Annotated in this window: 25 protein-coding genes; 9 read left to right on the top strand and 16 right to left on the bottom strand. The window is 61.7% G+C overall.

Features of this window, described 5'->3' with window-relative positions:
* Window positions 1–9: 9 nt before the first annotated feature.
* From PQU94_RS04830 to PQU94_RS04795, 8 genes are all read right to left on the bottom strand, one after another.
* Window positions 10–654 carry a F0F1 ATP synthase subunit B family protein gene (locus PQU94_RS04830; protein WP_272740360.1) on the bottom strand — a complete coding sequence of 215 codons (645 nt, stop codon included), beginning with the start codon at window positions 652–654 and terminating at the stop codon, window positions 10–12.
* 178 nt (window positions 655–832) lie between these two features.
* The gene (locus PQU94_RS04825; protein ID WP_013478623.1) at window positions 833–1,057 is read right to left on the bottom strand and encodes a F0F1 ATP synthase subunit C; all 225 of its coding nucleotides are present in this window, start codon (window positions 1,055–1,057) and stop codon (window positions 833–835) included.
* A 51-nt stretch (window positions 1,058–1,108) separates the two neighbouring features.
* Window positions 1,109–1,870: a F0F1 ATP synthase subunit A gene (locus PQU94_RS04820; protein ID WP_272740359.1), complete on the bottom strand. Its 762-nt coding sequence runs from the start codon at window positions 1,868–1,870 to the stop codon at window positions 1,109–1,111.
* 52 nt (window positions 1,871–1,922) lie between these two features.
* Window positions 1,923–2,216 carry an AtpZ/AtpI family protein gene (locus PQU94_RS04815; protein ID WP_272740358.1) on the bottom strand — a complete coding sequence of 98 codons (294 nt, stop codon included), beginning with the start codon at window positions 2,214–2,216 and terminating at the stop codon, window positions 1,923–1,925.
* A gap of 253 nt (window positions 2,217–2,469) precedes the next feature.
* The gene (gene smc / locus PQU94_RS04810) at window positions 2,470–5,934 is read right to left on the bottom strand and encodes a chromosome segregation protein SMC (protein ID WP_272740357.1); all 3,465 of its coding nucleotides are present in this window, start codon (window positions 5,932–5,934) and stop codon (window positions 2,470–2,472) included.
* A 73-nt stretch (window positions 5,935–6,007) separates the two neighbouring features.
* Window positions 6,008–6,703, bottom strand: a complete 696-nt coding sequence (locus PQU94_RS04805; RefSeq protein WP_272740356.1) for a thioredoxin domain-containing protein — start codon at window positions 6,701–6,703, stop codon at window positions 6,008–6,010.
* 31 nt (window positions 6,704–6,734) lie between these two features.
* Entirely contained in the window at window positions 6,735–7,370 is a 636-nt protein-coding gene (locus PQU94_RS04800) for a DsbA family protein (RefSeq protein WP_272740355.1), read from the bottom strand.
* A gap of 87 nt (window positions 7,371–7,457) precedes the next feature.
* Window positions 7,458–8,018: a DUF721 domain-containing protein gene (locus PQU94_RS04795; RefSeq protein ID WP_272740354.1), complete on the bottom strand. Its 561-nt coding sequence runs from the start codon at window positions 8,016–8,018 to the stop codon at window positions 7,458–7,460.
* 43 nt (window positions 8,019–8,061) lie between these two features.
* Between PQU94_RS04795 and mutY the strand changes: the two genes are divergently transcribed.
* Window positions 8,062–9,156, top strand: coding sequence for an A/G-specific adenine glycosylase (gene mutY, locus PQU94_RS04790; protein WP_272740353.1), 1,095 nt, complete (start codon window positions 8,062–8,064; stop codon window positions 9,154–9,156).
* 69 nt (window positions 9,157–9,225) lie between these two features.
* Here mutY and PQU94_RS04785 read toward each other — a convergent pair whose 3' ends face one another.
* The 5 genes from PQU94_RS04785 to ygfZ all read right to left on the bottom strand — a co-directional run bounded on the left by PQU94_RS04785 (window position 9,226) and on the right by ygfZ (window position 14,642).
* Window positions 9,226–10,644 carry a hypothetical protein gene (locus PQU94_RS04785; RefSeq protein ID WP_272740352.1) on the bottom strand — a complete coding sequence of 473 codons (1,419 nt, stop codon included), beginning with the start codon at window positions 10,642–10,644 and terminating at the stop codon, window positions 9,226–9,228.
* Between the two features lie 196 nt (window positions 10,645–10,840).
* Window positions 10,841–11,956, bottom strand: coding sequence for a site-specific DNA-methyltransferase (locus PQU94_RS04780; RefSeq protein ID WP_272740351.1), 1,116 nt, complete (start codon window positions 11,954–11,956; stop codon window positions 10,841–10,843).
* A gap of 168 nt (window positions 11,957–12,124) precedes the next feature.
* Window positions 12,125–12,748: a ribonuclease HII gene (gene rnhB, locus PQU94_RS04775; RefSeq protein ID WP_272740350.1), complete on the bottom strand. Its 624-nt coding sequence runs from the start codon at window positions 12,746–12,748 to the stop codon at window positions 12,125–12,127.
* A 28-nt stretch (window positions 12,749–12,776) separates the two neighbouring features.
* A complete protein-coding gene (locus PQU94_RS04770) occupies window positions 12,777–13,547 on the bottom strand; it encodes a DUF805 domain-containing protein (protein ID WP_272740349.1) in 771 nt (256 codons plus the stop codon).
* Between the two features lie 285 nt (window positions 13,548–13,832).
* Entirely contained in the window at window positions 13,833–14,642 is an 810-nt protein-coding gene (gene ygfZ / locus PQU94_RS04765) for a CAF17-like 4Fe-4S cluster assembly/insertion protein YgfZ (RefSeq protein WP_272740348.1), read from the bottom strand.
* 39 nt (window positions 14,643–14,681) lie between these two features.
* On the opposite strand from ygfZ, the gene PQU94_RS04760 reads away from it, so the two are divergent.
* Together PQU94_RS04760 and PQU94_RS04755 are read left to right on the top strand one after the other, a co-directional pair.
* Window positions 14,682–15,647 (top strand): glycosyltransferase family 9 protein, encoded by a 966-nt coding sequence (locus PQU94_RS04760; RefSeq protein WP_272740347.1) that lies wholly within the window; start codon window positions 14,682–14,684, stop codon window positions 15,645–15,647.
* 171 nt (window positions 15,648–15,818) lie between these two features.
* Window positions 15,819–17,144, top strand: a complete 1,326-nt coding sequence (locus PQU94_RS04755; RefSeq protein WP_272740346.1) for a dihydroorotase — start codon at window positions 15,819–15,821, stop codon at window positions 17,142–17,144.
* Between the two features lie 174 nt (window positions 17,145–17,318).
* Here PQU94_RS04755 and PQU94_RS04750 read toward each other — a convergent pair whose 3' ends face one another.
* Window positions 17,319–18,704, bottom strand: coding sequence for a hypothetical protein (locus PQU94_RS04750; protein ID WP_272740345.1), 1,386 nt, complete (start codon window positions 18,702–18,704; stop codon window positions 17,319–17,321).
* Between the two features lie 351 nt (window positions 18,705–19,055).
* On the opposite strand from PQU94_RS04750, the gene PQU94_RS04745 reads away from it, so the two are divergent.
* The 6 genes from PQU94_RS04745 to PQU94_RS04720 all read left to right on the top strand — a co-directional run bounded on the left by PQU94_RS04745 (window position 19,056) and on the right by PQU94_RS04720 (window position 23,310).
* Window positions 19,056–19,784 (top strand): enoyl-CoA hydratase-related protein, encoded by a 729-nt coding sequence (locus tag PQU94_RS04745; protein WP_272740344.1) that lies wholly within the window; start codon window positions 19,056–19,058, stop codon window positions 19,782–19,784.
* A gap of 99 nt (window positions 19,785–19,883) precedes the next feature.
* Window positions 19,884–20,429, top strand: coding sequence for a GNAT family N-acetyltransferase (locus PQU94_RS04740; RefSeq protein ID WP_272740343.1), 546 nt, complete (start codon window positions 19,884–19,886; stop codon window positions 20,427–20,429).
* Complete coding sequence (locus PQU94_RS04735) at window positions 20,426–20,932, top strand: DUF1285 domain-containing protein (RefSeq protein WP_272740342.1); 507 nt, start codon at window positions 20,426–20,428, stop codon at window positions 20,930–20,932. The genes PQU94_RS04740 and PQU94_RS04735 overlap by 4 nt, the downstream gene beginning before the upstream one ends.
* 74 nt (window positions 20,933–21,006) lie before the next feature.
* Window positions 21,007–22,197 (top strand): CCA tRNA nucleotidyltransferase, encoded by a 1,191-nt coding sequence (locus PQU94_RS04730; protein WP_272740341.1) that lies wholly within the window; start codon window positions 21,007–21,009, stop codon window positions 22,195–22,197.
* 22 nt (window positions 22,198–22,219) lie between these two features.
* Window positions 22,220–22,930: a type 1 glutamine amidotransferase gene (locus tag PQU94_RS04725; RefSeq protein WP_272740340.1), complete on the top strand. Its 711-nt coding sequence runs from the start codon at window positions 22,220–22,222 to the stop codon at window positions 22,928–22,930.
* On the top strand, window positions 22,927–23,310 hold the full coding sequence (locus PQU94_RS04720; RefSeq protein ID WP_272740339.1) for a hypothetical protein: 384 nt from the start codon (window positions 22,927–22,929) through the stop codon (window positions 23,308–23,310). Before PQU94_RS04725 ends, PQU94_RS04720 begins: the two co-directional genes overlap by 4 nt.
* Window positions 23,311–23,339: 29 nt before the next feature.
* Here the strand turns inward: PQU94_RS04720 and hemF are convergent, their stop codons facing one another.
* Both hemF and PQU94_RS04710 read right to left on the bottom strand, forming a co-directional pair.
* Window positions 23,340–24,254 carry an oxygen-dependent coproporphyrinogen oxidase gene (gene hemF, locus PQU94_RS04715; RefSeq protein ID WP_272740338.1) on the bottom strand — a complete coding sequence of 305 codons (915 nt, stop codon included), beginning with the start codon at window positions 24,252–24,254 and terminating at the stop codon, window positions 23,340–23,342.
* A gap of 9 nt (window positions 24,255–24,263) precedes the next feature.
* Window positions 24,264–24,743 (bottom strand): tRNA (cytidine(34)-2'-O)-methyltransferase, encoded by a 480-nt coding sequence (locus PQU94_RS04710; RefSeq protein WP_272740337.1) that lies wholly within the window; start codon window positions 24,741–24,743, stop codon window positions 24,264–24,266.
* Between the last annotated feature and the right edge of the window lie 42 nt (window positions 24,744–24,785).

Genomic DNA, 24,785 nt, shown 5'->3' with positions numbered 1-24,785 from the left:
GGGTGCTCCTCAGCTCTTCTTAAGGGCGGCCGTCAGGGCCGTCTTGGTCGGGGCCTTGCCCGTCAGCTTTTCGACCAGCGCCGACGCGGTGTCGGTGGCGATCTCGGTGACGTGGGCCAGGGCTTCGTCGCGCTTGGCGCGGATCGAGGCTTCGGCCTCGGCCAGAATACCGTTCAGACGGGCGTCTTCCTTGGCCTGAGCGGCGGCCATTTCAGCCGTTGCCTTCGACTTGGCATCAGCCGCCAGCTTGCGGGCCGCCGCATGGGCCGCTGCGGTTTCGGCGGCCGCGTCCTTGGCCTGAGCTTCGGCCTCGTCGCGGATAGCGCGGGCATTGGCGAGATCTTCGGCGATCGTCGCGCCGCGCGTGTCGATGACGTTGCGCAGGCGAGGGGCGAACACCTTGGCGATCAGGATGAACAGGACGGTGAAGATAACGACCAGCCACACCATCTGACCCGCCCAGTGTTCCGTCTGGAACTGCGGCAGGCCGCCGGAAGCGTGGTCTTCGCCGTGGCCGGTAGAGGTGGTGTGCGCGTCGCCGTGGGCCGCTTCGGCAGAAGCGGGGGCTTCGGCGATGGGCTCAAGCGTGGCCACCGTGGTCACGGGTGCCTCGGCACTCGTCTCGCTGGCCGCGGGGCTTGCGGTTACGCTCATGATTTGATCCTTTTGATCCGGGCCGGAGCCACGGACTATGGGTCTGTTTTGACGGGCGCGCAGCGTTTGAGGATGCGCGTAAAAACGAACGGATCAGACTGTGACGCCAGCCTGATCCGTCGAAAGTCCGGTCTTCGTCGGGCGAACGCCTGCGGCGATACAGCCCGCGAAAGCAGGATTAGCCGTTCAGGATCATGATGGCGATAACGAACGCCAGAATGCCGAGGGCTTCGGTCAGGGCCATACCGATGAAGAGGTTGGTCTGTTGCGACTTGGCCGCCGACGGGTTGCGCAGCGCGCCCTGGAAGAAGTTGCCGAACAGCAGGCCGAGACCGATACCGGCACCGATCATACCCAGCATGGCCAGACCCGCGCCGAGGAACTTGTAAGCAGAAGCGTCCATAGACTTTAACTCCGTAGGAAGAAGAGGATAAACGTAAGATAAGGTGATGACTTAGTGGTGATGCAGGTTCACCACGTCATTGAGGTACACGCAGGCCAGCACCGCGAAGACGAAGGCTTGCAGATAGGCCACCAGGAATTCCAGCGCCGTCAGGGCCACGACCGCCGTCAGCGACACAAAGCCGCCGAGATAGCCGAGCACACCCGCCGAAGCCAGAGCCACGATGAAGCCCGCGAACACCTTCATCACGATGTGACCGCCGACCATGTTGCCGAACAGACGCAGCGTCAGGGTGATGGGGCGCATCAGGAAGGAGATGATTTCGATAGGGATGAGGATCGGCAGGATCAGCAGCGGCACGCCCGAGGGCATGAACAACTTGAAGAAGCCGAGGCCATTGCGGACGAAGCCGACGACGATCACCGTACCGATGGTCAGGATGGCCAGCATGGCGGTGACCGCCAGTTGCGACGTCGCCGTGAAATAGGTGGTCATCCCCACAAGGTTACAGCTCAGGATAAACAGGAAGAGCGTGAACACAAACGGGAAGAAGGCGCGCCCATCATGGCCGATGATGGATTCCGACAGGTCGTCGATCAGGCCGAACAGGCCCTCAGCCATCACCTGAAAACGACCGGGAATGATCGAGGCGCGTGCGGTCGTCAAAGCGAAGAACAGGACCACGCAGCCCACGCCGATCAGCATGGCCAGAACGGAATTGGTGATCGACAGGTCAACGGGGACACCAGCGACGTCGATGGTCGGCAGTTCGACGACCTTCTGGATCTGAAACTGGTGCAACGGATCGGCCATAAGCCCTACCTCATCAATTCAAATAGCGATGGACCGAAGGGCCCTGAAAATCTCAACGACGTCCGCTGCGGGCGACGGCATAGACCCCGGCGACCAGACCGACAATCGCGCCGACAATAATGCCGAACGGGCGCGTATGCAGGTATTCGTCACTCAGCCAGCCAGCCCCCAGTCCGATGAAAATGCCGCCGAGAAGTTCGCCCAGAGCCTGATAGCCCTTTCCGGCGCCCGCTTCGGTTTCGGCGTGATCGCTCTCTTTGCGGCGCTTCTTCTGCTCAATGGCATCAAGCCGCCGTTCGAGGTCGTCCAGCTTCGACGAAGTCTCATGATCGGGGTCATTATTCATATTCGGACCTTTCGGAAGGACATTCGCACACTGACAAATATCCCCCTTCGGACGGCGCGGAACCTAATCGGACAGACCGCAAAGGTCAAGCAAGCCGATGACATAAAGTTGATCTAATTGCCTCGTGCAAACGCCGCCCGGTATCACTATTTGCGAAAATTCGTTTCCTGCGCGGGCCCTTATCGCGGCAAACCCTTGTAACAATGGTTTGCAGAGAGGGTATTTGCGTCCCTTAAGACTTTGGTCGGTTGCCTTAGGCGACCAGCGCTTCGGCGGCCTTCAGATCGACGCTGACCAGTTGCGAGACGCCGCGTTCGGCCATGGTCACGCCAAACAGGCGGTCCATGCGCGCCATGGTCACCGGATTGTGGGTGATGGCGATAAAGCGCGTCTGGGTGCGGGTGCGCATTTCATCGAGCAGGCGGCAATAGCGATCGACATTGGCGTCATCGAGCGGCGCATCGACTTCGTCCAGCACACAGACCGGGGCCGGATTGGCCAGAAAGACGCCGAAGATCAGCGCGGTGGCCGTCAGGGCCTGTTCGCCGCCGGACATCAGGCTCATGGTCGAGAGCCGCTTGCCCGGCGGGCAGGCATAGATTTCCAACCCGGCCTCAAGAGGGTCGTCTGATTCGACCAGTCGCAACTCCGCCGAACCCCCGCCGAACAAGGCGACAAACAGCGTCTTGAAGTGTTCATTGATCACGTCAAACGCCGCCAGCAGGCGTTCACGGCCTTCGGCGTTCAGTTCGTCGATCCCGTCGCGCAGCTTGCCAATGGCCGTGGTGAGGTCAAGCCGTTCACGGCTGATGCCTTCCAGCCGTTCCTGATACTCGCTCGCCTCTTCTTCGGCGCGCAGATTGACCGCGCCCAGCAGATCACGCTCCTTCTCAAGCCCCGACAAAAGGGCTTCAGCCCCGGCCGCGTCGGACGGTGTCGCGATGGCCTCTTCTTTCAGGCGTTGCCCCAGAGCCTCCGGCGTATCCTGCGTCTGGTCGAGGATCTGTGCTTCGATCTCCGCCTTGCGCTCGGTTGTGGCTTCCAGCCGGGCCAGCGCTCCGGCGCGTCTTTCCCGTGCCTGCGCCGCCGCCTGTTCGCGTGCCTTTTCCTCGGCATCGGCCTCGCGCTTGGCGGTTTCGGCCAAGGCCAGCGCATCGCGCGCCTCGGACAGCCGCTTTTCGGCGGCGGCGAGCGAATCGAGCAGGCTCAGGCGGCGGGTTTCAAACGTTGCGGGCGCGGCCTCGGCGGTGGCCAAAGCCGCCAGCGTGGATTCCTGCTCGCGCGTCAGCTTTTCGACGCGGCCGCCTGATTCGCCGTGGCGGCGCGTCCAGTCGATGAGGTCGCGGCTCAGATTGCGTTCGCGCGATTCGCGTTGCTGCCGGTTGCGCGCGTCTTCGTCCAGCGCCGACCGTGCCGCCAGCACGGCCTGACGCCGATCATTGGCAAGATTGCGCGCCTCAACCAGGGCGTCGTTCAGCGCTTCGAGCGTTTCCGGCGTCGATTGCGCATCAGCCAGCGCCTCATAGGCAATCTTGGCCTCGCCGAGATCGTTGCGCAGACGTTTGATCGTGCCGTCCAGCGCCTCCATTCGCGTTTCGTACTGCGTCTGGCGACGGCCTAACTCATCGGCCTGCGCTGTCTTGTGGCGCAGGTCGCGCTCCAGTTCCGGCAGACGGGTGCGCGCCTGACGCAGCCGCTCCTCAAAGCCGCGTTGGATGTCTGTGGCGGTTTTCAGCGCGGTTTGCGCGGCCTCAAGCTCCGGCTTCAGCGCGTCGATTTCGGCCTCAAGCTCGTCAAAGCGGGTGCGTTGGGCCAGACGCACGGCGGCGGGCTTGGGGGCCTTGGCGCGCACGATCAGCCCATCCCAACGCCACAGATCGCCCTCTTTCGACACCAGCCGCGCGCCCACGGGCAGGTGTGCCTGAAGCCGGTCGCCCTCGGCCTGATCGACCACGCCAATGGTTGACAGGCGCAAGGACAGGGCGGGCGGAGCACTGACATATTGCGTCAGCGGCGTGACCCCGAGCGCCGACAGATCGCTCAGCACGGCCTGCGAATCGAAATCCTCAGCCCAGAAGGCCAGCGCATCGAGCGCTCCGCGCTTCGACAGGCCGAGATTGAGATCGTCGCCCAGGGCCGCCGCCAAGGCCAGTTCATAGCCTTTTTCGGCGCGCACGGCGTCGAGAACCGGGCTTTTGCCCTTGGCGGTATTGGCGTTCAGTATCTGCGCCAGACCGCGCGATTCGGCCGTCAGACGCCCCAGCCGGTCTTCGAGGTCGCGGGCACTCTTGCGCGCCTGTGCCTCGGCATTGACCACCGCCATCCGCTCGCCTTCCAGCGCCTCAGCCTCGGCACGCGCAGCGTCCAGCGTCTGTTGCGCGGTGTCGGCCGCCAGACGCGCGGTCTCCAGCGCCGCATGATCAAACACACCCAGCGCCTGCTTTTCGCGCTCCGCCTGATTGGTCTGGGCCAGCAGGCGTTCAAAGCGGGTCTGCGCCTCTTTCAGGCGCGTGGCCTCCAGCCTTTGCCGCTCGCTCAGGGCGGCCAGTTCGGCGGCCAGTTCTTCGATACGCTGATCGGCTTCGACGCGCTCGCCCTCTGCCATCAGCACGGCGGCCTTCAGTTCTGGTTCGCGCGACGGGGCCTCTTTGATCTCTTCGCGCACACGCGCCAGCATTTCGGTAAGGCGTTCGATCTGCGCCTGACCGTCGCGCGCCAGCTCCAGCTCGCGCGCATGGTCGGCCTGCTGACGGCGCAGGTCGGTTTTCAGGCGCTCGATCTCGGCCTGCGCCTGCTGGGCTTCGAGGTCGAGGCGTTCTTTCTCGATGCTAAGACGGTGGTTGACCGTCGCTGCGATGGCTTCCTCTTCGCGCAGTGGCGGGATGGCCTCGGCGGCTTTCAGGGCCTGAACCTGTGCGGCGGCGGCTTCGCGCGTCGTTTCTTCGACCGCCTGCGACAGGGTCTGCATATCGGAGGTGGCGGACTGGAATAGGGTCAGCGCTTCCAGCCATCGGGCATGGAGGATCGCCTTTTGCAGGGCACGGATTTCGGCGGAAATCTTCTTGTACTTGTCGGCCTGACGCGCCTCACGTTTCAGGCGCGACAGGGCGCTGTCCAACTCGCGTGAAATATCGTCCAGCCGCGCCAGATTGGCTTCGGCGGCACGCAGGCGCAGTTCGGCCTCATGACGGCGGGTGTGCAGGCCTGACACGCCCCCGGCTTCTTCGAGTACGCGGCGGCGGTTTTGCGGCTTGGCGGCGATCAGCTCGGAAATTTGCCCCTGACGCACCAGGGCGGGGGAGTTGGCCCCGGTCGAAGCATCGGCAAACAGAAGCTGCACGTCGCGGGCGCGGACCTCCTTGCCATTGACCTTATAGGTCGAACCCTGACCGCGATCTATGCGCCGGGCAATGTCGAGTACGGGCTGATCGGTGAAGGGCTGAGGGGCGAGGCGGGCCGAATTGTCGATGGTGAGCGTGACTTCGGCCCAGTTGCGCGCCGGGCGTTTGTCCGATCCGGCAAAGATCACGTCTTCCATGCCGGCGCCGCGCATGGCCTTGGCCGAGGTCGCCCCCATCACCCAGCGCAGCGCCTCCAGCAGGTTCGACTTGCCGCAGCCATTGGGGCCGACAATACCCGTCAGTCCGGGTTCGATGCGAAATTCGGACGCATCGACGAAGGACTTGAAGCCGGAAAGTTTCAGCCGTTGGAATTGCAAGTAGGGACCGAAGAAAGAACGAATCAGATAAGATGCAAAGGTTAACGGGCTTTAACGCTTTTGCCTAATCCGCTTACTTCACGGCCTTGATGGCGGCTTCGATGGCGGCGTAGTCGCTTTCGACGCGCTTGCCATTGACGAAGAAGGTCGGGGTGCCCTCGACGCCGTCCTTGGCCATATTGGTCTCCATGCGGGCGGAAATCGCCTTGAACAGGTCCTCGTTTTTCAGGCAGTTGTCGGCTTCGCTCTGGTTGAGGCCTGCCTTGGCCGCCAGAGAGCGGAAGACCGGTTCGGCTTCACCCGTCTCGTAGATTTTCGACTGAGCGGCGAAGAAGCCGTCGATGACGGTGAAATAGGCCTTTGTGCCGCCCTTCTGGCCCAGCCAGTTGGACTTATTCGCCGCGCAATGGCCCAGCATATAGACGCCAAAGGCCATCTGAGCCGGATTGGTGGCGACTTCGCGATAGACGTACTTCACCTTGCCGGTCTTGATATAGTCGCGCTCGAACTTGGGCCAGTTGGTGGTGTACCAGTGGGCGCAGTGGGTGCAGGTGACCGAGCCATATTCGATCACGGTCACACGGGCATTGGGCGCGCCCTTGGTCATCTCTTTCAGAGGGGCGACCTTGGCTTTTCCCGTGCCCTGAGCGTCGGCGGCCACGCTGAACAGGGCGGTTGTGAGAACGGCCAGCAGAAAGACCACCACGGCCTGCTGCCAGAAGGGCGCGCGGCGGGCACGATCATAAAGGCGACGAACAGTGGTGGTCATGGCGATACTCTGGGCGTCTATTCTGAAAAACTTACTTCTTGGCGGCAGGCGCTTTGTCGAGGGCGGCCGTGAAGGCTTCGACACTGGTGTAGTCGCCTTCGAACTTCTGACCATTGATGATCAGGGTCGGGGTGCCGGTGATATTGTCAGCCTTGGCGTATTTTTCCATATTGGTCTGGATGCGCTCCAGACCCTTCGGATCGTTGACGCACTTGGCAAAGGCGTCGTCGGACAGGCCGGCCGAATTGGCCACGCGCTTGAGGATACCCTTGGCGTCGCCCGTGGTGAACAGTTCCTGCTGCGAGCGCATGATGGCGTCGATCACCTCAAAATACTTGTCCTTGCCGGCGCAGCGCGCCACCAGAACGCCCGCCGCCGAAACGTCCGCCGGGGGGGTGAGGAATTCGCGGTAGATGTAGCGCACCTTGCCGGTGTCGATATATTTGGCCTTCACCGTCGGGAAGACCTTTTCGTTGAAGGCGGCGCAGTGCACGCATGTCACCGAGGCATATTCGACGAGGGTGATGGGGGCATCGGCCTTACCCAGAACCATGTCATCGGCCCCGGCTTCCGTCTTGTTGCCGCCGCAGGCAGCGAGGGCGAGCGTACCGAAGGCAGCGGCAGCCACAAGCGCGCCGCGAACGAGGGTGTGACGGGTCAGGTGCATGGATCGGGCCCTTATCTGAGAATCTGTGTCAGGCGGTGTTTACGCCCTGTGTGGCCTTCCTACGGCGAGAGCGAGGCCTTTGGCAAGTTACTTCCGTCGAACGCGATCCTTGAGGAGCACAGAACGGCCCAGCCGCAGCAGTTCACGCCTCAGCTTTTCATCCGCTACGGCCTTCACGCTTTCCTGTAACGCCAGTTCCTCGGCGGCGCTAAGGGGCTTGGGGGCGGGTGGCGGCACCGGACGCGCGGTCTTCTGCACCGGCCCCTGAATGAGGCGCAGGCGCTCGACCGTGCCCGCCCCCAGGAACAGATTGACGCGATCGAGAATAACGCGGCTCTGATGCTGGATGACCGAAGCAAACGACCCTTCGACGCGCAGATCGAGCGTGCCACCCGCCCTGGCGCCGGGACGGGCGCGGATCACCTTCACCGGCTCTGTGACGCGCGCCACTGTATCGCCGACAATCTCCGGCCAACGGCTTTTGAGACGGCCCGCCCCGGTGTCATAGGCCTCAAATCGTTCATTGAGTGCCTTCATCATCGGCGCTATCTGTCGGTTGACGGGCGGCGTCGGCTGCGGCGCGCGGCGCGTTCGTGTGGTCCGCAGGATGCGCACGGCTTCTTCATAGGACGGCAGGTCACGTTTCATGGTGTTGAGTATAAAGCGCATCCCAGAAAGAGTGCAGCGGTTTTTGGAATCAGATGCGCGACAGGAAGAGCGTACTGAGGCCGATGTCTCGCCTGCGCGTCAGAGATTGCTGGACTGGTACGACCGCAATGCGCGCGTCCTGCCGTGGCGCGAGGGGCCGGGGGCTGCGCTTAAGGCCGATCCGTACCGGGTGTGGATGTCGGAGGTGATGCTTCAGCAGACCACAGTGTCGCACGCCACGCCCTATTTTGAAAAATTCACTGCCCTGTGGCCAAACGTAAGCGCGCTGGCCGCCGCACCCGATGAGCGGGTGATGGCCGAATGGGCGGGGCTGGGCTATTATTCGCGGGCGCGCAACCTGCTCAAATGCGCGCGGGCCGTGGTCAGCGAACATGGCGGCGTCTTTCCGGCGGATGAGGCGGCCTTGTTGAAACTGCCGGGTTTTGGGCCCTATACGGCGGCGGCGGTGATGGCCTTTGCGTTCGGAAAGGCCGCCAATGTGGTCGATGGCAATATCGAACGGGTGATGAGCCGCCTCTATGCCGTCAAAACACCCGTGCCGCAGGCGCGGCCTCTGTTGCGCGAACTGGCGGCGCGTTGGGTACGCGAAGACCGCGCGCGCGACTGGCCACAGGCGCTGATGGACCTGTCGGCCAGTGTCTGTCGCCCCAAATCGCCGTCCTGCCTGATATGCCCGTTACGTGAGGATTGCGACGCCTTTGCCGAAGGCCAGCCGGAGGCCTATCCGCTGAAGGCCGCCAAGGCCCCGAAGCCTGTGCGGCACGGTGTGGCCTTTCTGATCACGTCAGAAGACGGGTTTGTGGTCGAACGTCGCCCGGACAAGGGCCTGCTGGGCGGGATGCTGGGCCTGCCGCATCTGGAGTGGCGTTCAGAGGTGTGGAGCGAGGGGGAAATCGTCTTCCCATCCGTCCACCACGGAAATGCGGCGTGGGAAAAACTCGGCACCTATGCGCACGTGTTTACGCACTTTGCCTTGAACCAACAGGTCTGGCGGATCAAACTGACCCCGGACGAAATGGCGGCCTTTCTGCGCCAGCACAATGCCTGGCAGCGCTTGAGTTGGGCTGAGGCGAAATCGCTGCCCACTGTTTTTGGCAAGGCGTTGAAGCTCAGATAAAAAATGCCCCGCCGGTGAAGGCGGGGCAAGGGGAGGGTTCACGAGGTACGCTTACTGAAACCGGAGTGGTTATCCCGCGGTGTTGCTGCCATTGCCGGCGATCGTGCACTTTTCAGGCACGCCGGGATTGGTGGCGGCGACATGGCAGGGCACGGCGGGATTGAGGGCCGTGCGGGCCTTGTTGAGGACGGCAATGTAGCCGCGCTTGTTGGTACAGGCGATTTCCAGCACCACCTGCCCGTTGTTTTCAAAGGCGTAGCGGGCCTCGCCGATCACGCAGTCGGCCTTGATCGACTTGTGATTGGCGCTGAGGGTTTGCAGGTGTGCCTTGAGTTGATCACGGCTCATATAGGCGCAGTCGGTCTTTTGTACGGCGGCCCCGAAGCAGTCGAAGGTTTCAAGCTTGCCCTCCTTGCCCGCATCGGGGATCAGGGCGATCAGGCCGGTCTTGGCTTCCGGGCATTTGAATTCGGCCAAGTCACGGTTGGTGGTGGTGTCGCGGCCGATGCGGCGGAAATCTTCGATGGTGCAGGCAATGCCGGCTGTGCTCAGGGCCTGCGCATAGGCGTCCTTATATTTGGCCTTGGCCTCGTCCTGTTTGGCCTTGCCCGCAGCAGCCAGAGCGGCGGCGTCGGTGAATTTGCAGCCGCCGATATTGACCGCCTTGTCGCAGCCAACCTTGCCGTTGAACTGGGTGTCGAGATCGGTGACCAGCACGAAGCCCGGCTTACCTTCGCAACCCACCTCGTAGTATTCGGCGTCCTTGGTGGCACCGATAAACCGCGCATTGTTCAACGTGCAGTCCGGGGCATTCTTGCGCACCAGCGCGCCGACGGTTTGCGGCAACAGCTCCGGCGTTGTCAGTTCGCATTTCAGCGCCGTGTCGGCAGTTTTCAGGCAGTTGAGGAAACCCACGGTCTTGTCGGCAGCCTTCCAGGTCGGCACCGTAAAGATGCCACCCGCCGTATTTTTACAGCCAATTTCATAGATTTCGTTGTTTTTCGCGGCGTCGGCGCGGATAAAGCGCGCGCCCGCGATCTGGCAGGCCGGGATCTTCGACTTGGCAGTGTCGGTCAGCCAGTAGTGCGCCGCGCGGTTGCCTTTAAGCTTGCACACCGGACTGCCGGGTGCGGCCTTGGCTATGGCGGCCGCCTGAAGACAGCCCATCGGATCGCCAAACGGCGCGTTTTTGGCCATGTAAAGAAGGTAGCCGCGCTGGTCCTTGCACACCACTTCGAAGCTGTCGATAGCGACCTCTTTGCCATCGACGGTGGCTTCGGCGGCAACGGGGACTGAGGCCTCGGTTACGTCGCAGGGCAGGCCAAAGGTCTGCACCAGCTTGCTGACCGTCTTGACGTTTTCGGCGGCGGCTTCGGCGGCCAGCATTTCCTTACGGCTTTGCTGCGCATTGGCCGATGAGGTAATCAGCCCCAGACCGGCGCAGACAGTCAAGGCCACCGCCCAACGGCGAAGAGTGTGCGTAATCATCCTGACGTTCCCGTGGTTACGGCTTTGCGCCGTTTATTTGTCAGATGATTAAACGCGCAGATTGTTTCAAAATCAAGCGAAAACGATCAATATTGCGACTTTAGTCGTAAATACGCAAAACCCGGCCTTTCGACCGGGTTCTGCTGGTGATTGTAAAGGACGATCCCGCCTGCCGCGGTACGTTCCGGGTGCAGGGTCAATGACCCTGCTGCCGGATGCGGGCGCGCAGATCGTCGATGGGCTTGAACCCGGCATCGGTCTTGAAGCGCCAGTAGGTCCAGCCGTTGCAGGAAGGCGCTTGCTCAAGCATGGCTCCGACCTTGTGGATCGAGCCGGTCAGTTCGCCGTGCACCAGCGAGCCGTCGGCCCGGACGCGGGCGGTGCGTTGCCCCTTGGGACAATAGAGAGTGTCGCCGGGTTGCAGCAGGCCGGCTTCGACCAGCGCGCCGAAGGGGACACGCGGTTCGGCTTTTTTGGAGCCCATGGTGGCAAGGTCGGACTCATTGGCGCGTTGCACGCGGGCAATGCGCTCACGCGCGTGCTTCGCATAGGTTTCGTCGCGCTCGATGCCGATGAAATGGCGGCCCAGACGCTTGGCTGCGGCGCCGGTGGTGCCTGTGCCAAAAAACGGATCAAGCACGACGTGGCCGGGCTTGGAGCAGGCCAGCAGGACGCGATAGAGCAGGCTTTCCGGCTTCTGGGTCGGATGGACCTTGTTGCCGTCTGCGTCTTTCAGGCGTTCTTCACCGGTGCACAGCGGGATGGCCCAGTCGGAGCGCATCTGCGTGTCTTCGTTGAAGGCCTTGAGGGCGTCGTAGTTAAACGTATAGCGCTTCTGGCTCTTGGCCTTGGTGGCCCAGATCAGGGTTTCGTGGGCATTAGTAAAGCGGGTACCCTTGAAATTGGGCATGGGATTGGCCTTGCGCCAGATGACGTCGTTCATCACCCAGAAGCCCAGGTCCTGAAGCGCGACGCCGAGACGAAAGACGTTGTGATAGGAGCCGATGACCCAGATGGCCCCGTCGTCCTTAAGCACGCGCTGACATTCGCGCATCCATTCGCGCGTAAAGCGGTCATAGGCTTCGAAGCTGGCGAACTGATCCCACTCGTCGTCCACCGCATCGACCTTGGAATTGTCCGGACGGTGCAGGTCCCCGCCCAGTTGCAGGTTATAGGGCGGGTCGGCGAAGACCAGATCGACCGACTTGTCCGGCAGGGATTTGAGGATGTCCACGCACTCACCGACATGGATGGTGTCCAGCTCCAGCGCGGTGCGCTGCATGATGGCTTTTTGCGGCATGTGGCGTGTCATGTCTTAACCCCGGATCGTGGCGGCCCGCTTCTGTGGGCCGGTAAGAAAAGACAGGTTAGAATCCTGTGGGGTTAATAAAAAGTTACAACTTGACTCGCGGCGAATCGGGCGATTCAATTTTCTGGGGGTGAGTCTTTTGAGACTCAGTTTTGGATTCGTTTTGTTCTCTCAGGCGTCCACAACGGCCGTTTCAGTGGCAAGAGAGAGGACCGAGCGCACCGTCGCCCAACTCATCCGATGGATGGGCGAGGGGCCGTGCAGGCGGATGGCGGTGATATGGGCTTCCGCCTGATAGCCCTTGTGCGATTTGAAGCCATAGACGGGATAGAGGGCATCCATCTCGATCATGATGCGGTCGCGCGCCGTCTTGGCGAGGATCGAAGCGGCGGCGATGGACAGGGATTTGTCGTCGCCCTTGACCACCGCCGTGGCGGGGATGGCCAGTGGCGGGCAGCGATTGCCGTCGATCAGGGCGTGGATCGGCTGCGGGCTGAGGGCTTCGACGGCCTGCGTCATACCCATCATCGTCGCCTTAAGGATGTTGTGGCAGTCGATATCGGCGGCGGAAATTTCGATCACTGACCACGCCAGAGCGGCCGCCTTGATGTCGGGCTCCAGCGCGAAGCGCTGCTTTTCGCTGAGCTTTTTGGAGTCGGCTATGCCGGGTGGAATGCGCGCCGGATCAAGGATGACGGCGGCCACGCACAGGGGCCCGGCGCAGGGGCCGCGTCCGGCCTCATCGACACCGCAGACCAGACCATCAAACTGAAACTCAAAGGCGAAATCGGGCATGGATGGCTATTAGCCGATTCCCCGACCTTTATCGACGTCCAAAGGATTTTCGGGGGGCGTTAGCTGATGGAGCCGGTTGAGCCCATCCCGCAGGGCTTGACGAAGATGCCGGAGACGCCCCGCCTTGCGTTTCGCGGCCATAGGGTGTGATCATCGGCCCGTTTGAGCGGGGGTCGAAGTCAAATACGGGGACATGCGACTGGCGCGTCTGTCCGGGCGCGCTTTTGGCACGCGCGATGGCGTCGTCAATGCGGGCATTGCGGCGTTCGTCATCGAAGACGCTGATGTCCGGCTCTGAGTGTTTCGGATCGGGGCCGAAGCGATTGCTACCCGTCTGCCCCGGCAGGACCATGAAGAGGAGCATGACCAGGTTGCAGGCCGCAGAGGTCAGGCTGAAAAGCATACTGTTAGCCGCCGCGGCTTCAAGACCCCCGGCGGACAAGCCGTTTTTACCGGCAAGCGCTGAGGTGACGGCGATTGGCCACAAGCTCATATGGGCCAGCAGGCCCGGCGCATACAGCAAGATCCACCAGCCGGACTTTCCGGAATCGTGCAGTCGCCGAACCGTTACGGCCAGATTGGGTATAAAGCACCCCAAGGCGACCACGACCGCCAGAAGCAGAACCACCGTCAGGCCGCCGGTCGCCGCCAGCGGCTTACCTGAGGCGACTGCCCCTATGACCATCGCCACCAGCAGCACATAGACGATCAGTTGCGCAAAGGTAAACTGCCAGTATTCGGCTCTGTGGGCGCGGCCCTGAAAATCGGCGTAACGAAGCAGAGGGCGCAACATCAGCATGACGGCATCCGTGTCCTTGGGTGTCGTCAGGAAGCGTAACGCACAACACTAAAATTCCGCCTAACCGAGACGGTTAATACTCCCCAAGGTTGTGTCCGACTTATCCGAGTCTAAAAAAGGCTATCAGCCAAAGGTGGCCGATACCGGCCCAGCTTCGCCACGGCCCTTGGGATCAGGGCCGAAGCGGTTGAAACATCAGATCGAAACTGAATATGCGTGTCCCTTTGGCTATGGTGGGTGCCTGACGATAGCGCCTGTCCTTTTGGCTGGCAAATGAAACCCCCGTCAGGTTTCCGCCGGTTTGAGGTGCGGGGCAAGCCAGTCGGGCGCGGCGAGGGTGACCGGACGACCGTCACAGGTCAGTTCACCGTCCAGCCGGTCGAGCCGCATCAGGGCCAGCGACTTGCCATTGGCTGACGCGAGAATTTCACCGGCGCGACGGTCGCCTTGCAGGACTTCGGCCCCAAAGGCGAGGTGCCCGGCATGGGTCAGGGGACTGAGGCGGTTCTTGATCGTGCCGCGCCGCTTCATGCGTGACGTGGTTTCCTGCCCGACAAAGCAGCCTTTTTTGAAGTCGATGGCGTCCATCAGGTCCATATTGATGTCAATGGGGTAGAGATAGTCTTTGGGGAAGTCGAGCCCCGGTTCCGCCAGCCCCTGCGTCAGGCGAAAATCACTATAGTCAGCGATATTGCCCTGGGCCTCATAGGTCCCGTAGACGCGAAAAAGGCCGGGCGCGCGCGGGTCGGGCAACCCATCCGAGAGAGAGGCATAGACCTGCGCGGGCGGTTTGGACAAGGTCACCTTCGCCCGTAGTTTGAACAGGTTCAGACGGGTGAAGAGGTCATCCCTGATCGTTGCGTCCACATCTATCCACACGGTATCCGAATCCCGTGGACAGACGAAGACATCGGCGCTCAGCTTACCTTGCGGGGTGAGGAAGGCACCATAATATAAGGGACTATGCCCGCCATGCGCGACGGCATCGAAGATGGTTTCCACGTCGATGGTCGTCTGGCCATTCAGGAATTTTCCCCAGTCAGGCCCGCTCAGGGCAATCAGGGCGCGGTGCGGAAGGGCAATGAGGTCGGTCATGTTTGCTGTGAGCCATAGATTCGGGATAGGGTGTTTAGCATGAGCCGTCCGTTTCCGATCCTTGTTCTGGCGCTGGATGAACCGAAAAGGGCGCTGGCTCTAGGTGGGGTTCTGGCGCGCCTGCTGCAAGAAGTGCCCAATGCGGCTGTGACTTTGGTGACCCGCAGCGACAGCGCTGCCCTGTTTGCCGACTTCAGTCACATCGAGACGATCATTCCCTTTGACAGCGCGGTCGTGTCGGTGGCCGGTCTGAAACTGTGGTGGCGTTTGCGGCAGCGTGAATGGGGTCTGCTCCTCGATACCGGGCCAACCCTGTGGTCGCGCTTTCTCAGTGCCAAGACCCGTGCCATTGCGCCGGGGCATCACGCCGATGAACACCCGGTGGTGACCGCTTCGCACCTGCTGAAGCTCGACGCCCCGGAACTGCCGTGGCTGCATGTGGCCGAGGCCCGCGCCGTGGGGGCGGCCTCGTTCCTGGAAGATACGGCGGGAGAAGAAGGGCCGCTGCTGGCTATCGCTCCCGGTGCGCGCTGGCAGGGGGCGCAATGGCCCGCCGAACGTTTCTCGGTACTGGCGACGCGGCTGATGAATGAGGACGGGCCGCTGAAAGGGGCGCGTCTGCTGATACTCGGAAACGAAGGCGATCGTGAAGCGGCGACGGCGTTGCGCATGGCCGCGCCCAAGGCGCGCGTGATCGAACTGACCGGCAAGCTCGATCCGCTGACGGCCTATGCCTGCCTGCGTCAGGCCGATGTGTTTATCGGCAATGACGATATCTGGCTGCATCTGGCGGCCGCAGCCAATGTGCTGAGTTTCGGCCTGTATGGCCCTTCGGATGATCGGGTTGAAGCGCCGTTGGGCAACAATGTGCATATTCTGCGCACGCCCCGCCATTTTGAGGAAATCCGCGCTCAGGACCCGAATCTTGATCAGGCACTGTGTCACATGCTCGACCTGAGCCTGAACCGGGTGTATGAGGCCGTCCAGACGACTCTAACCACCTGAGCAGCTCCCCCTGATGACTGGGGAGGCGGACCGCGTAGCGGTGGTGGGGTTAAAGCCGCCGCTTAACCCCCCTCCGGCTCAACCCGGTTTCTTTCCTGAAACGCCCGTTCGGCGTAGCGAAATCAGGGCAGAATCGGTTTCACGCGTTCCTCGCTTTTTGAAAGGACGCCTATGCCCACCTATGATCTCATCATCCGCAATGCTGACATTATCAACCACGCCGGTCGGGGGCAGGGCGATATCGGCATCACTGCCGGCAAATTCGTGGCCTTTGGCGACCTGTCTCAGGCTTCGGCGGGCGAAGTGTTCGACGCCACCGGGCTTCTGGCCATGCCGGGTGTCATCGACACCCAGGTCCACTTCCGCGAGCCGGGACTGGAGTGGAAGGAAGACCTCGAAACCGGTTCGCAGGCCGCCGTCATGGGCGGGGTCGTGGCCGTGTTCGAAATGCCGAACACCAATCCCAACACCACCGATCCGGTAACCTTTGAAGACAAGCTGAAGCGCGCGCATCACCGTATGCATTGCGACCACGCCTTCTATGTGGGCGGCACGCACGAAAACGCCGCCCATCTGGGCGAGCTTGAGCGCATGAAGGGCTGCTGCGGCGTCAAGGTCTTCATGGGGGCTTCGACCGGCACCCTGCTGATCGCCGATGACGAAGGCGTGGCCAAGGTGCTGGCCAGCGTCAACCGCCGCGCCACCTTCCATTCCGAGGACGAATACCGGCTGGCCGAGCGCCGCGCCCTGGCCCGTGAAGGCGACTGGACCAGCCACGACTTCGTGCGCGATGCCCAGTCGGCTATCCAGTCCACGCATCGTCTGGTGCGTCTGGCACGTGAGGCGGGCAAGCGTATCCACGTCCTGCACGTCACCACCGCTGAGGAAATCGAATTCCTGTCGCACAACAAGGACATAGCGACCGTCGAGATTACGCCACAGCACCTGACACTGGTGGCCCCGGAAGCCTATCAGCGCCTGAAGGGCTATGCCCAGATGAACCCGCCGATACGCGATCAGTACCATGTCGATGGTCTGTGGCGCGGCATCAGCGACGGCGTGGCCGATGTGCTGGGCTCCGATCACGCTCCGCACACCATCGAAGAGAAGCAAAAGCCCTATCCGGCCTCGCCATCGGGCATGCCGGGCGTGCAGACCCTGCTGCCGGTCATGCTGACCCACGTGGCCCAAGGCAAGCTGTCGCTGGAGCGGCTGGTGGACCTGACCTCTGCCGGGGCGCAGCGCGTGTTCGGCGTGGCAGGCAAGGGGCGGATGGCCGAAGGCTATGATGCCGACGTGACGCTGGTCGATCTGAACCACAAGCGGATCATTACTCACGATCAGATGCGGTCGCGCTGTGGCTGGACGCCGTTTGACGGCTTCGAAGCCCACGGCTGGCCCAAGGCCACCATCATCCGCGGCAAGGTGGTCATGCGCGATGACGAAATCGTCCTGCCGTCGCAGGGAGAAGCCTGCCGCTTCATGGAAATATTGTAAATCGCCATCCTTGGCCGACTAATACGCAGTCTGCGCTTGCAGCTACTTTTGTAGCTGCGGCGCTTGCCGGCTATTATTCGACTCAAGGCTGACGATTTACGCAGGGACGTCTATTGAATGCAAAAAAGCCCCGCCGAACACTCGGCGGGGCTTTTTGTCTGGCTTAGCGTCCAATCAGTCGTTGGAACCACCCGCCGGGGGCACGTAGGTGCCGTTGCCGGGGATTTCACACTGGATCGGATACTTGCGGCTCTTGGCGATGCTGCACGACACGACTTCTTCGAAGCCGGTGCGGGCCTTGGCCACCGCGCCGACATAGCCGCGCTTGTTGGTGCAGGCGATTTCCACCAGCGCCGTATCGTCGTCGCCACGGCCCAGATAGGTCACTTCCTGAATTTCGCAGTCCTTCTTGGCCGCCTTGATCAGGGTGTTCAGATGCTGGTCCAGCGTGGCACGCGGCACGAAGCCGCATTCCTTGCGGCGCGAGATCATGGTGAAGCAGTCCATAGCCTCGAACTTGGCCGTCGAACCGGTGTTCGGAATGAAGGCGGCCAGGCCGAGCTTCTGTTCCGGGCACTTGAATTCGACCAGATCGCGCTTGGTCGCGGTTTCCGTACCAATGAGGTTATATTCGGTCACGGTGCAGGTGATGCCCGCCGCCTTGAGCTTCTGGCTGTATTCGGCGCGCGCTTCGGCGCTCAGGCTGGCCGCGTCGGTGTACTGACAGGGGCCGAGCGTACCGGCCTTGTCACAGCCGAAGTTCGCCACATATTTCAGGGCCGTCGTGGTTTGCAGGATGAAGCCGGGCCTTCCGGCGCAGCCGATTTCGAAAAAGTCATGGCCATCGCTGGTGACGCGACCGATCCAGCGCGCCTTTTCGACGGTGCACGCGGCCTGCGCCTGCTTGGCAGGTGCTTGAAGCGACTGAACCGCCTGTTCCTGAGTGGTGTACTGACAGGCCGAATTTCCCTTCACCGCGAGGCAGTTGGAGAAGGTCAGCTTGGTGGCCGAGTCGGCATAGGGGACGTCCAGCACGACGCCGGCGCGGCCTTCGCAGGCGGCTTCATAGCGGTCGAACTTCTGCTCGGTCACCGTGCCCATCCAGCGGGCATTGCTGACGGTGCAGGCGGCATCATACTGCTGAACGAGCGGGGTCAGCCAAGTGTAGTGCTTTTCATTGGCGGGCAGGTTGCACTTGATCTGCTTGTTATTGGCCGCGTTTTGCGAAAAGGCCTGCGTACAGTTGAACTTTTCCACCGCATTGGTGACGGTGTTCTTGTTCAGGATGTAACCGATGCCAGCCTTACAGGCCACTTCGGTGACCTGAAACTTGACGGTCTTACCGTCAGCGCCTTTTTGTGTCGATTCACCGACATAGTAGGCATCAGCGGGTTCGCAGGGTACGCCCGCGGTCATGAGCAGGGCCGGGGCTTCGGCGATGCCTTTGGCGCGCTGCTTGTCATTCAGCTTGACCGCCTCGGCCGCCGAGGCCGCGCTGCACCCCAGCGCAAGGGCGGCCACGGCCAGAGCCGCGCCTCTGAAAAAGGTGGAAAGAGACATCGGTTGCGTTTTCCTTGAATGCGAACCTGTGAAGACGAGAACGGCCGGATTTTAGCGGCTCTTTATAACAGGATTGTCTCTACAGGATGTGGCGGCTTGAAGGCAATGGGACCTGTGCGGTGCAGACCCCTGCGCGTGTAAAAAAACGGTTTGATTTTGAGGCTTGCCTGCCCCAGCGGCACAGGTGTCATATAGGCGGGAGCGTATTCCGAAGTGGGTATAACGGTTTTAGCTAAGCCGAACGCCGTTTCGGAGCCAATTGCGCGACCAGACAAAACGTTAGAGCGGAATTTCGATTAAGTGAACGAGTCCCGCTCTAACCCTCAGGACACAGGGCAGGAACGGAACGGCATGTCGGTAAAGGTGACGGATACGGAAGGCCTCAGGCGCATCAGGCTGGATCGGGCGGCCAAGAAAAATGCGCTCGATCATCACATGTACACGACCCTGTCCGAGGCCATAGAGACTTCGCCGGGGGTGATCCTGCTGGAGGCCGATGGCGGTGATTTTTGCGCCGGTAACGATATTGTCGATTTCGTTTCTCTGGCCTCGCATGAGGGGGCTGTCGAAGATTTGCCGGTCTTTCGTTTCCTGAAGGCCCTGACCTACGCACAGATGCCCATTGTGGCCGCCGTTCAGGGGCAGGCCGTGGGGGTAGGCACCACGCTTCTGCTGCATTGCGATCAGGTTCTGATGTCGGAGGAGGCGCGCCTCAGCCTGCCCTTCCTCAAACTCGGCCTGACGCCGGAGGGCGGATCGAGTCTTTTGCTGACACAGCGTATCGGCCATGCGCGGGCCTTTGAATGGCTGACGTCCGGACGCGCCATACCCGCCAGTGAGGCTCTGAGCACGGGTATCGCCAATCGGATTGTGGCGCGCGAGGCGCTCGAAGCCGAGGCTCTGCGCGTGGCCTCGCAACTGGTGGCCCTGCCGCTTTCGGCCCTGATTGAGGCCAAGGCCCTGATGCGTCAACCCAATCTCGTCTGGGCGCAGATTGTGCGCGAAGGCGAAATCTTCCTGGCGCGGCTGAAAAGTCCGGAGGCGGCGGCGGCCTTTGCGGCGTTTTTGAAAAAGGCCTGACCTGTTACACTCATCTGACTTGTTTATTTGACGGGGCGGGGCTTTGCGACTAAAGGATGCGCCCGTTTTGGCCGGTTTCCGGCATATGGTGCCCGTTAGTTGTCAGGTCTGGCCGTGGATAGCTATGCCTTTGATCGTCTGATCACCGTCGAAGCGCCGGTTGAGCGTGAAGCCGCCGATGCGCTGGTCAACCGTGTGTTTGGACCGGGCCGCTATGCCAAGACGGCGGAACGGCTGCGCGAAGGCAACCAGCCTATCCCCAATCTGTCTTTTGTCATGCACCGGCTGGGGCAGGGCGATGAGACCGACAGGAGCATCATAGGGTCGGTGCGCCTGTGGCCGGTCAAGATACGTGACGCGCACAATGTCCGCGGCGAAATGGCCTTTCTGGGGCCCATTGCCGTCGATGAAGCGCATCAGAGCCTGGGTATCGGGCGTGCCTTGATCCGACTGGCGCTCAAGGCGGCCTTCGACTCCGGCATCACCGCCGTCCTGCTGGTCGGTACCCCAGCTTATTTTCAGAGCTTTGGCTTTACACGGGCCGAGGGGCTGACCCTTCCGGGACCGGTGGATTACAAGCGCCTGATGGTCCTTTATAACCCGGCCTATAGGGGTGAGGCCCTTACGGGGGCGGTGGACAAATGAACGGCTGGCTGAACGAAGCCGCGCGTTTTCCGGATAAAGACTACCCTGTTGAGTCATGGCAGCCGTCCCTGTGCGGGGCCATCGACATCCTTATCCGCCGTGACGGGGTATGGCTGCACGAAGGTCGGCCCATTACGCGTCCAGCGCTTGTCCGGCTATTTTCGAAGCTGCTGCGCCGCGATGCTGAGGGCTATGTGCTCGTCACCCCGGCAGAAAAGCTGACCCTCCGTGTCGAGGATCTGCCGTTTCGCATCGTCGATTTCGAGGGCAGCGTTTTCCGCAGCGATCAGGACGATCCTCTGCCTTTGTCGGCAGATCATCCGCTGGTCATTGATGTGCAGGGCGAGGCCTGGTTGCCCCGGTTGCGGGTTCGCGGTGATTTATGGGGACGCCTGACGCGCGCCTGCACTGCCCGCCTGTTCGAGACGGCAGAAATGGATGGCGGCGCGGTACGGGTCGAACTTGGCGGGCAGCGGTTTGAAATTCCGGTGGTTTCGGCATAGGCTTTGATCCGTCCAACACAGGTAAGGCCGTCCGGGTGCATATCGCGCTTCCTCCCCAAATGACCGGTGCCGCCGTGGCACGCGTATTTGCTGCGCTCGAATCCGCAGGTGGTGCGGGATGTGTGCGCTTTGTCGGGGGCTGCGTGCGTGACGTGGTCATGGGCCGCGCGCCGTGCGATCTCGACCTTTCGACGCAACTGACACCCGACGCCACCGAAGCGGCCCTGTCGGCGGCGGGTATCCACCACGTCCCGACCGGCAAGGCCTTTGGCACCATTACCGCGGTGATTGAGGGGCAGCCGTTCGAAGTCACCTCGCTGCGCGAAGACGTCGAAACCGATGGCCGTCGGGCAGTGGTCAGCTATACGAGCGACTGGCGTTGTGATGCGCAGCGCCGCGATTTTTACCTCAATGCCCTCTATGCCGACATCCGGGGAGATGTGTTTGACCCCACCGGGAAGGGGCTTGACGATGCGCGCGCCGGGCGGGTCCGCCTTATCGGAGACGCTGCGACAAGACTTCGTGAAGACTATCTGAGAATATTGCGTTTTTTCCGCTTTAGCGCCAGTCACGGACACGGCCTGGACGAGGCGTCCTTAAACGCCTGCGTGGCCTTGCGGGAAGGGATAGACAGCCTGTCGGGTGAGCGTATCCAGCAGGAATTGTTCAAGCTGCTCGCTATTGCCGACCCAGTAAACGTCGTACAGCGCATGATCGAAACCGGGGTCATGGCGCACGTTGTGCCGGGTGCCCCCGTGAATGCCGAACGCGTGGCGGCAGGTTTCCCGCTGACGGCAGATGAAATTCAACGGTTGATTATATTGATCGGTGGCCGTGGATGGGATGATGTACTGTCTCGGCTCACGCAACGTCTACGCCTTTCGAACCGGGTGGCCGACCGTCTGACCGAGGCGGCCGTCGCCTACCCCGAAGCGGACATTACGGCGTCACCGGCGGACCTGCGCCGTCACCTTTATTGCTATGGCCGTCAGGCGACGCGCGATGCCCTTGTGCTGCGTGCGGCTGAGGCGGGCCTGAGGGCACCGGCGTGGCAGGTGCTTGATGAGGCGCTGAGCCACATGGATGTGCCGGTTTTTCCGCTGAAATCGGCGCGATTGATCGCGGCGGGCCTGAGGCCCGGCCCGGAACTGGGGCAGACCCTGCGTCGCGTAGAAACGGAATGGATCGCACACGATTTCTCATCAATCGTGATAGAGGCGGCCATTGACGCAGTGCTCAAACAGACCAACATGAGACGCGAGTAAAACCCGCCCTTGTTTCTGCCCTATGTCCTACATCGCTATCCTCGAAACCGGCGTGCCGCCGGAAGAACTCAGTGAAACCTACGGTACCTATGCCGATATGTTCCGTAGCCATCTGGCGGCACCGGAGCGTCAATTTCGCGTATTCCGCACCATGGAGGGCGAGTTGCCGGGGCCGGACGACACGCTCAGCGGCGTCGTGATTACCGGCTCGCCGGCGGGTGTTTATGAGGATCATGCGTGGATTTCGGAGTTGATTGGCTGGCTGAGGGGGCTGGATGCGCAGGTGCCGGTGGTGGGTATCTGCTTCGGCCACCAGGTGATGGCGCAAGCCTGGGGTGGCCATGTCGAAAAGTCCGACAGGGGCTGGGGCGTCGGCCTTCACGAATACACTATCCATGACAACACCTTATGGCGCGAACTGGCGACTACGGACCTGTCGTCGATCCGCGTCGCGGTCAGCCATCAGGATCAGGTGGTCAGAAAGCCCGACACGGCAGTGGTGCTGGCCGGGTCGGACTTCACGCCCTACGGTGCACTGGCCTACACGGACCGCAAGGCGATTTCATTCCAGTGCCATCCGGAATTCTGCGAAAACTTCGCCGGTGATCTGTGGATGAGCCGCCGCGGCTGGCGCATTTCCGAGCATCTGGTCGATCAGGCGATGGACAGCCTCAAGGCCGGGACGACGCGCGACCATGTGTTGGCGGCGATTTCACGGTTTCTGGCGGCGTGAAGCCATATTTTGAAACCTGTGTAGCTCTGCAAGACATTTATCTGGAAGACAGCTATGTCTTGGGAATTGCTGAGCAGGATCCCGATCTGATCTTCCTGCTGGATGCGGTCCTGACCGAAAGCTATCCCGCTTACGAGCCGCCTCCTTCTGAAAGCTACAATTGCTTCAAGCGTTTGGCGTTGAGGTTTGAAGCTATTGCTGATTTGGACTGGAGAGCCCTGCGCTTAAGAAAGGCCTTCTCTGCGGACGCAGATGGTGAAGTCGATTACGGCAACATCGACACGCTTCTTTTAACAGGCAACAGCGCTCACATTCAAGGCAGTTGGGGTGAGGTGGAACTCACCTTTTCCCGAATTACGGTCGAATATCTGGAGCCTTAAGACTTTTTAGTCCTCTGCCCTTGCACCACTTACGGCCACTTCACCGCTGGTGGCATCGACGACAGGATGGACTCGACATTGCCGCCGGTTTTCAGGCCGAACAGCGTCCCGCGATCATAGAGCAGGTTGAATTCGACATAGCGGCCGCGCTGTATCAACTGTTGATCGCGCTCATCCTCTGTCCAGCTCTGCTCTGAGCGTTCGCTCACAAGTCGCGGATAGATATCGAGAAACGTCTCGCCCACTGCGCGGGTGAAAGCAAAATCCGCTTCATGATCACCGGTGTTGAGATGATCATAGAAGATACCGCCAATGCCGCGCGGTTCGTTGCGGTGAGGCAGGAAGAAGTATTCATCGCACCACTTTTTGAAACGCGCATAATAGTCCGGCGCAAAATGATCGCAGGTCGCTTCGAACGCCGCGTGGAAGGCTTTGGCCTGCGGGGCGTCTTCGCGACGATCGGTGGCCAGAAGCGGCGTCAGGTCGGCCCCGCCACCGAACCAGCTCTGTGTTGTGGTGATAAACCGCGTATTCATGTGCACCGCCGGGACGTGGGGACTCCACATGTGTGCGATCAGGCTTATGCCTGTGGCGAAAAAGCGCGGGTCTTCGGCCGCCCCCGGTATGGTTTTGGCGAAGTCCGGGCTGAAGGTGCCGTGCACGGTCGAGATTTGCACGCCGACTTTTTCAAACAAACGTCCGTGCATCATCGACATTTCACCGCCGCCGCCATCGCCCTGATCTCTGTCGGCGCGCGTCCATGCTTTGCGTGTAAAGCGCCCCGGCGTCGGTCCGTACAACGTCTCAGGGGCCGCGTCCTCAAGCGCTTCAAATGCGGCGCAGATGCGGTCGCGCAAGGCACGGAACCAGACGGCGGCGGCCTGCTGGCGCTTGCTCAGGGTATCGGCGGAAAGCGGGGCGGAGAGGGGGGCGGTGGCGGTCATGATGGTCTTTTAGGCTATTGGCGGGGTTGGGGCAAACCCTTGCGTCTGGCGAAGCGCCTCGCCCAGCGCCATGGCGGCGGCATTGATGACGTTGATCGAGCGCATACCGGGTCGCATGGGGATCAGCAGGCGCGCATCGGCGGCGTTGTGGACTTCATCCGGCACCCCCGCGCTTTCGCGCCCCATCAGCAGGATGTCGTGCGGCCCGAACTGAAAGTTCTGGTAGGGCTCGGCGCCCTTGGTGGTAAAGAGGACAAGACGGGCGGCCTGCGGCCAATCGTCGCGCCCGCTCAGGAAGGCCGCCCACGAATCATGTCGCGTGACGTCAGCCTGTCCACCATAGTCCATGGCCGCGCGACGGATGGCGCGGTCGCTGAGGGGGAAGCCGCAGGGTTCGATGACGTCCAGTGCGACATCAAGACAGGCGCATAAACGTAACGCACTGCCGAGATTCTGTGGAATATCCGGTTGAAAAAGGGCCAGACGCATTTTATGCCATATTTTGGACAGAGGATTTTTTCGGCGCGCAAA

Source organism: Asticcacaulis currens, assembly GCF_028550395.1.
GTDB classification, from domain to species: domain Bacteria; phylum Pseudomonadota; class Alphaproteobacteria; order Caulobacterales; family Caulobacteraceae; genus Asticcacaulis; species Asticcacaulis currens.
Note: the sequence above shows the minus strand (reverse complement) of the source record. Positions and strands in the feature narration are given on the sequence as shown.

Bases quoted from the DNA above. Each gene is read 5' to 3' on its own strand.
- PQU94_RS04780 (WP_272740351.1), bottom strand. From the start codon at position 11,956: ATGACACGCCACATGCCGCAAAAAGCCATCATGCAGCGCACCGCGCTG.
- ygfZ (WP_272740348.1), bottom strand. From the start codon at position 14,642: ATGACCGACCTCATTGCCCTTCCGCACCGCGCCCTGATTGCCCTGAGC.
- PQU94_RS04795 (WP_272740354.1), bottom strand. From the start codon at position 8,018: ATGAAACGTGACCTGCCGTCCTATGAAGAAGCCGTGCGCATCCTGCGG.
- PQU94_RS04830 (WP_272740360.1), bottom strand. From the start codon at position 654: ATGAGCGTAACCGCAAGCCCCGCGGCCAGCGAGACGAGTGCCGAGGCA.
- PQU94_RS04735 (WP_272740342.1), top strand. From the start codon at position 20,426: ATGAACGGCTGGCTGAACGAAGCCGCGCGTTTTCCGGATAAAGACTAC.
- PQU94_RS04815 (WP_272740358.1), bottom strand. From the start codon at position 2,216: ATGAATAATGACCCCGATCATGAGACTTCGTCGAAGCTGGACGACCTC.
- hemF (WP_272740338.1), bottom strand. From the start codon at position 24,254: ATGACCGCCACCGCCCCCCTCTCCGCCCCGCTTTCCGCCGATACCCTG.
- PQU94_RS04710 (WP_272740337.1), bottom strand. From the start codon at position 24,743: ATGCGTCTGGCCCTTTTTCAACCGGATATTCCACAGAATCTCGGCAGT.
- PQU94_RS04785 (WP_272740352.1), bottom strand. From the start codon at position 10,644: ATGATTACGCACACTCTTCGCCGTTGGGCGGTGGCCTTGACTGTCTGC.
- PQU94_RS04800 (WP_272740355.1), bottom strand. From the start codon at position 7,370: ATGCACCTGACCCGTCACACCCTCGTTCGCGGCGCGCTTGTGGCTGCC.
- rnhB (WP_272740350.1), bottom strand. From the start codon at position 12,748: ATGCCCGATTTCGCCTTTGAGTTTCAGTTTGATGGTCTGGTCTGCGGT.
- PQU94_RS04725 (WP_272740340.1), top strand. From the start codon at position 22,220: ATGTCCTACATCGCTATCCTCGAAACCGGCGTGCCGCCGGAAGAACTC.
- PQU94_RS04750 (WP_272740345.1), bottom strand. From the start codon at position 18,704: ATGTCTCTTTCCACCTTTTTCAGAGGCGCGGCTCTGGCCGTGGCCGCC.
- PQU94_RS04805 (WP_272740356.1), bottom strand. From the start codon at position 6,703: ATGACCACCACTGTTCGTCGCCTTTATGATCGTGCCCGCCGCGCGCCC.
- PQU94_RS04760 (WP_272740347.1), top strand. From the start codon at position 14,682: ATGAGCCGTCCGTTTCCGATCCTTGTTCTGGCGCTGGATGAACCGAAA.
- PQU94_RS04745 (WP_272740344.1), top strand. From the start codon at position 19,056: ATGTCGGTAAAGGTGACGGATACGGAAGGCCTCAGGCGCATCAGGCTG.
- PQU94_RS04755 (WP_272740346.1), top strand. From the start codon at position 15,819: ATGCCCACCTATGATCTCATCATCCGCAATGCTGACATTATCAACCAC.
- PQU94_RS04820 (WP_272740359.1), bottom strand. From the start codon at position 1,870: ATGGCCGATCCGTTGCACCAGTTTCAGATCCAGAAGGTCGTCGAACTG.
- PQU94_RS04825 (WP_013478623.1), bottom strand. From the start codon at position 1,057: ATGGACGCTTCTGCTTACAAGTTCCTCGGCGCGGGTCTGGCCATGCTG.
- PQU94_RS04770 (WP_272740349.1), bottom strand. From the start codon at position 13,547: ATGCTGATGTTGCGCCCTCTGCTTCGTTACGCCGATTTTCAGGGCCGC.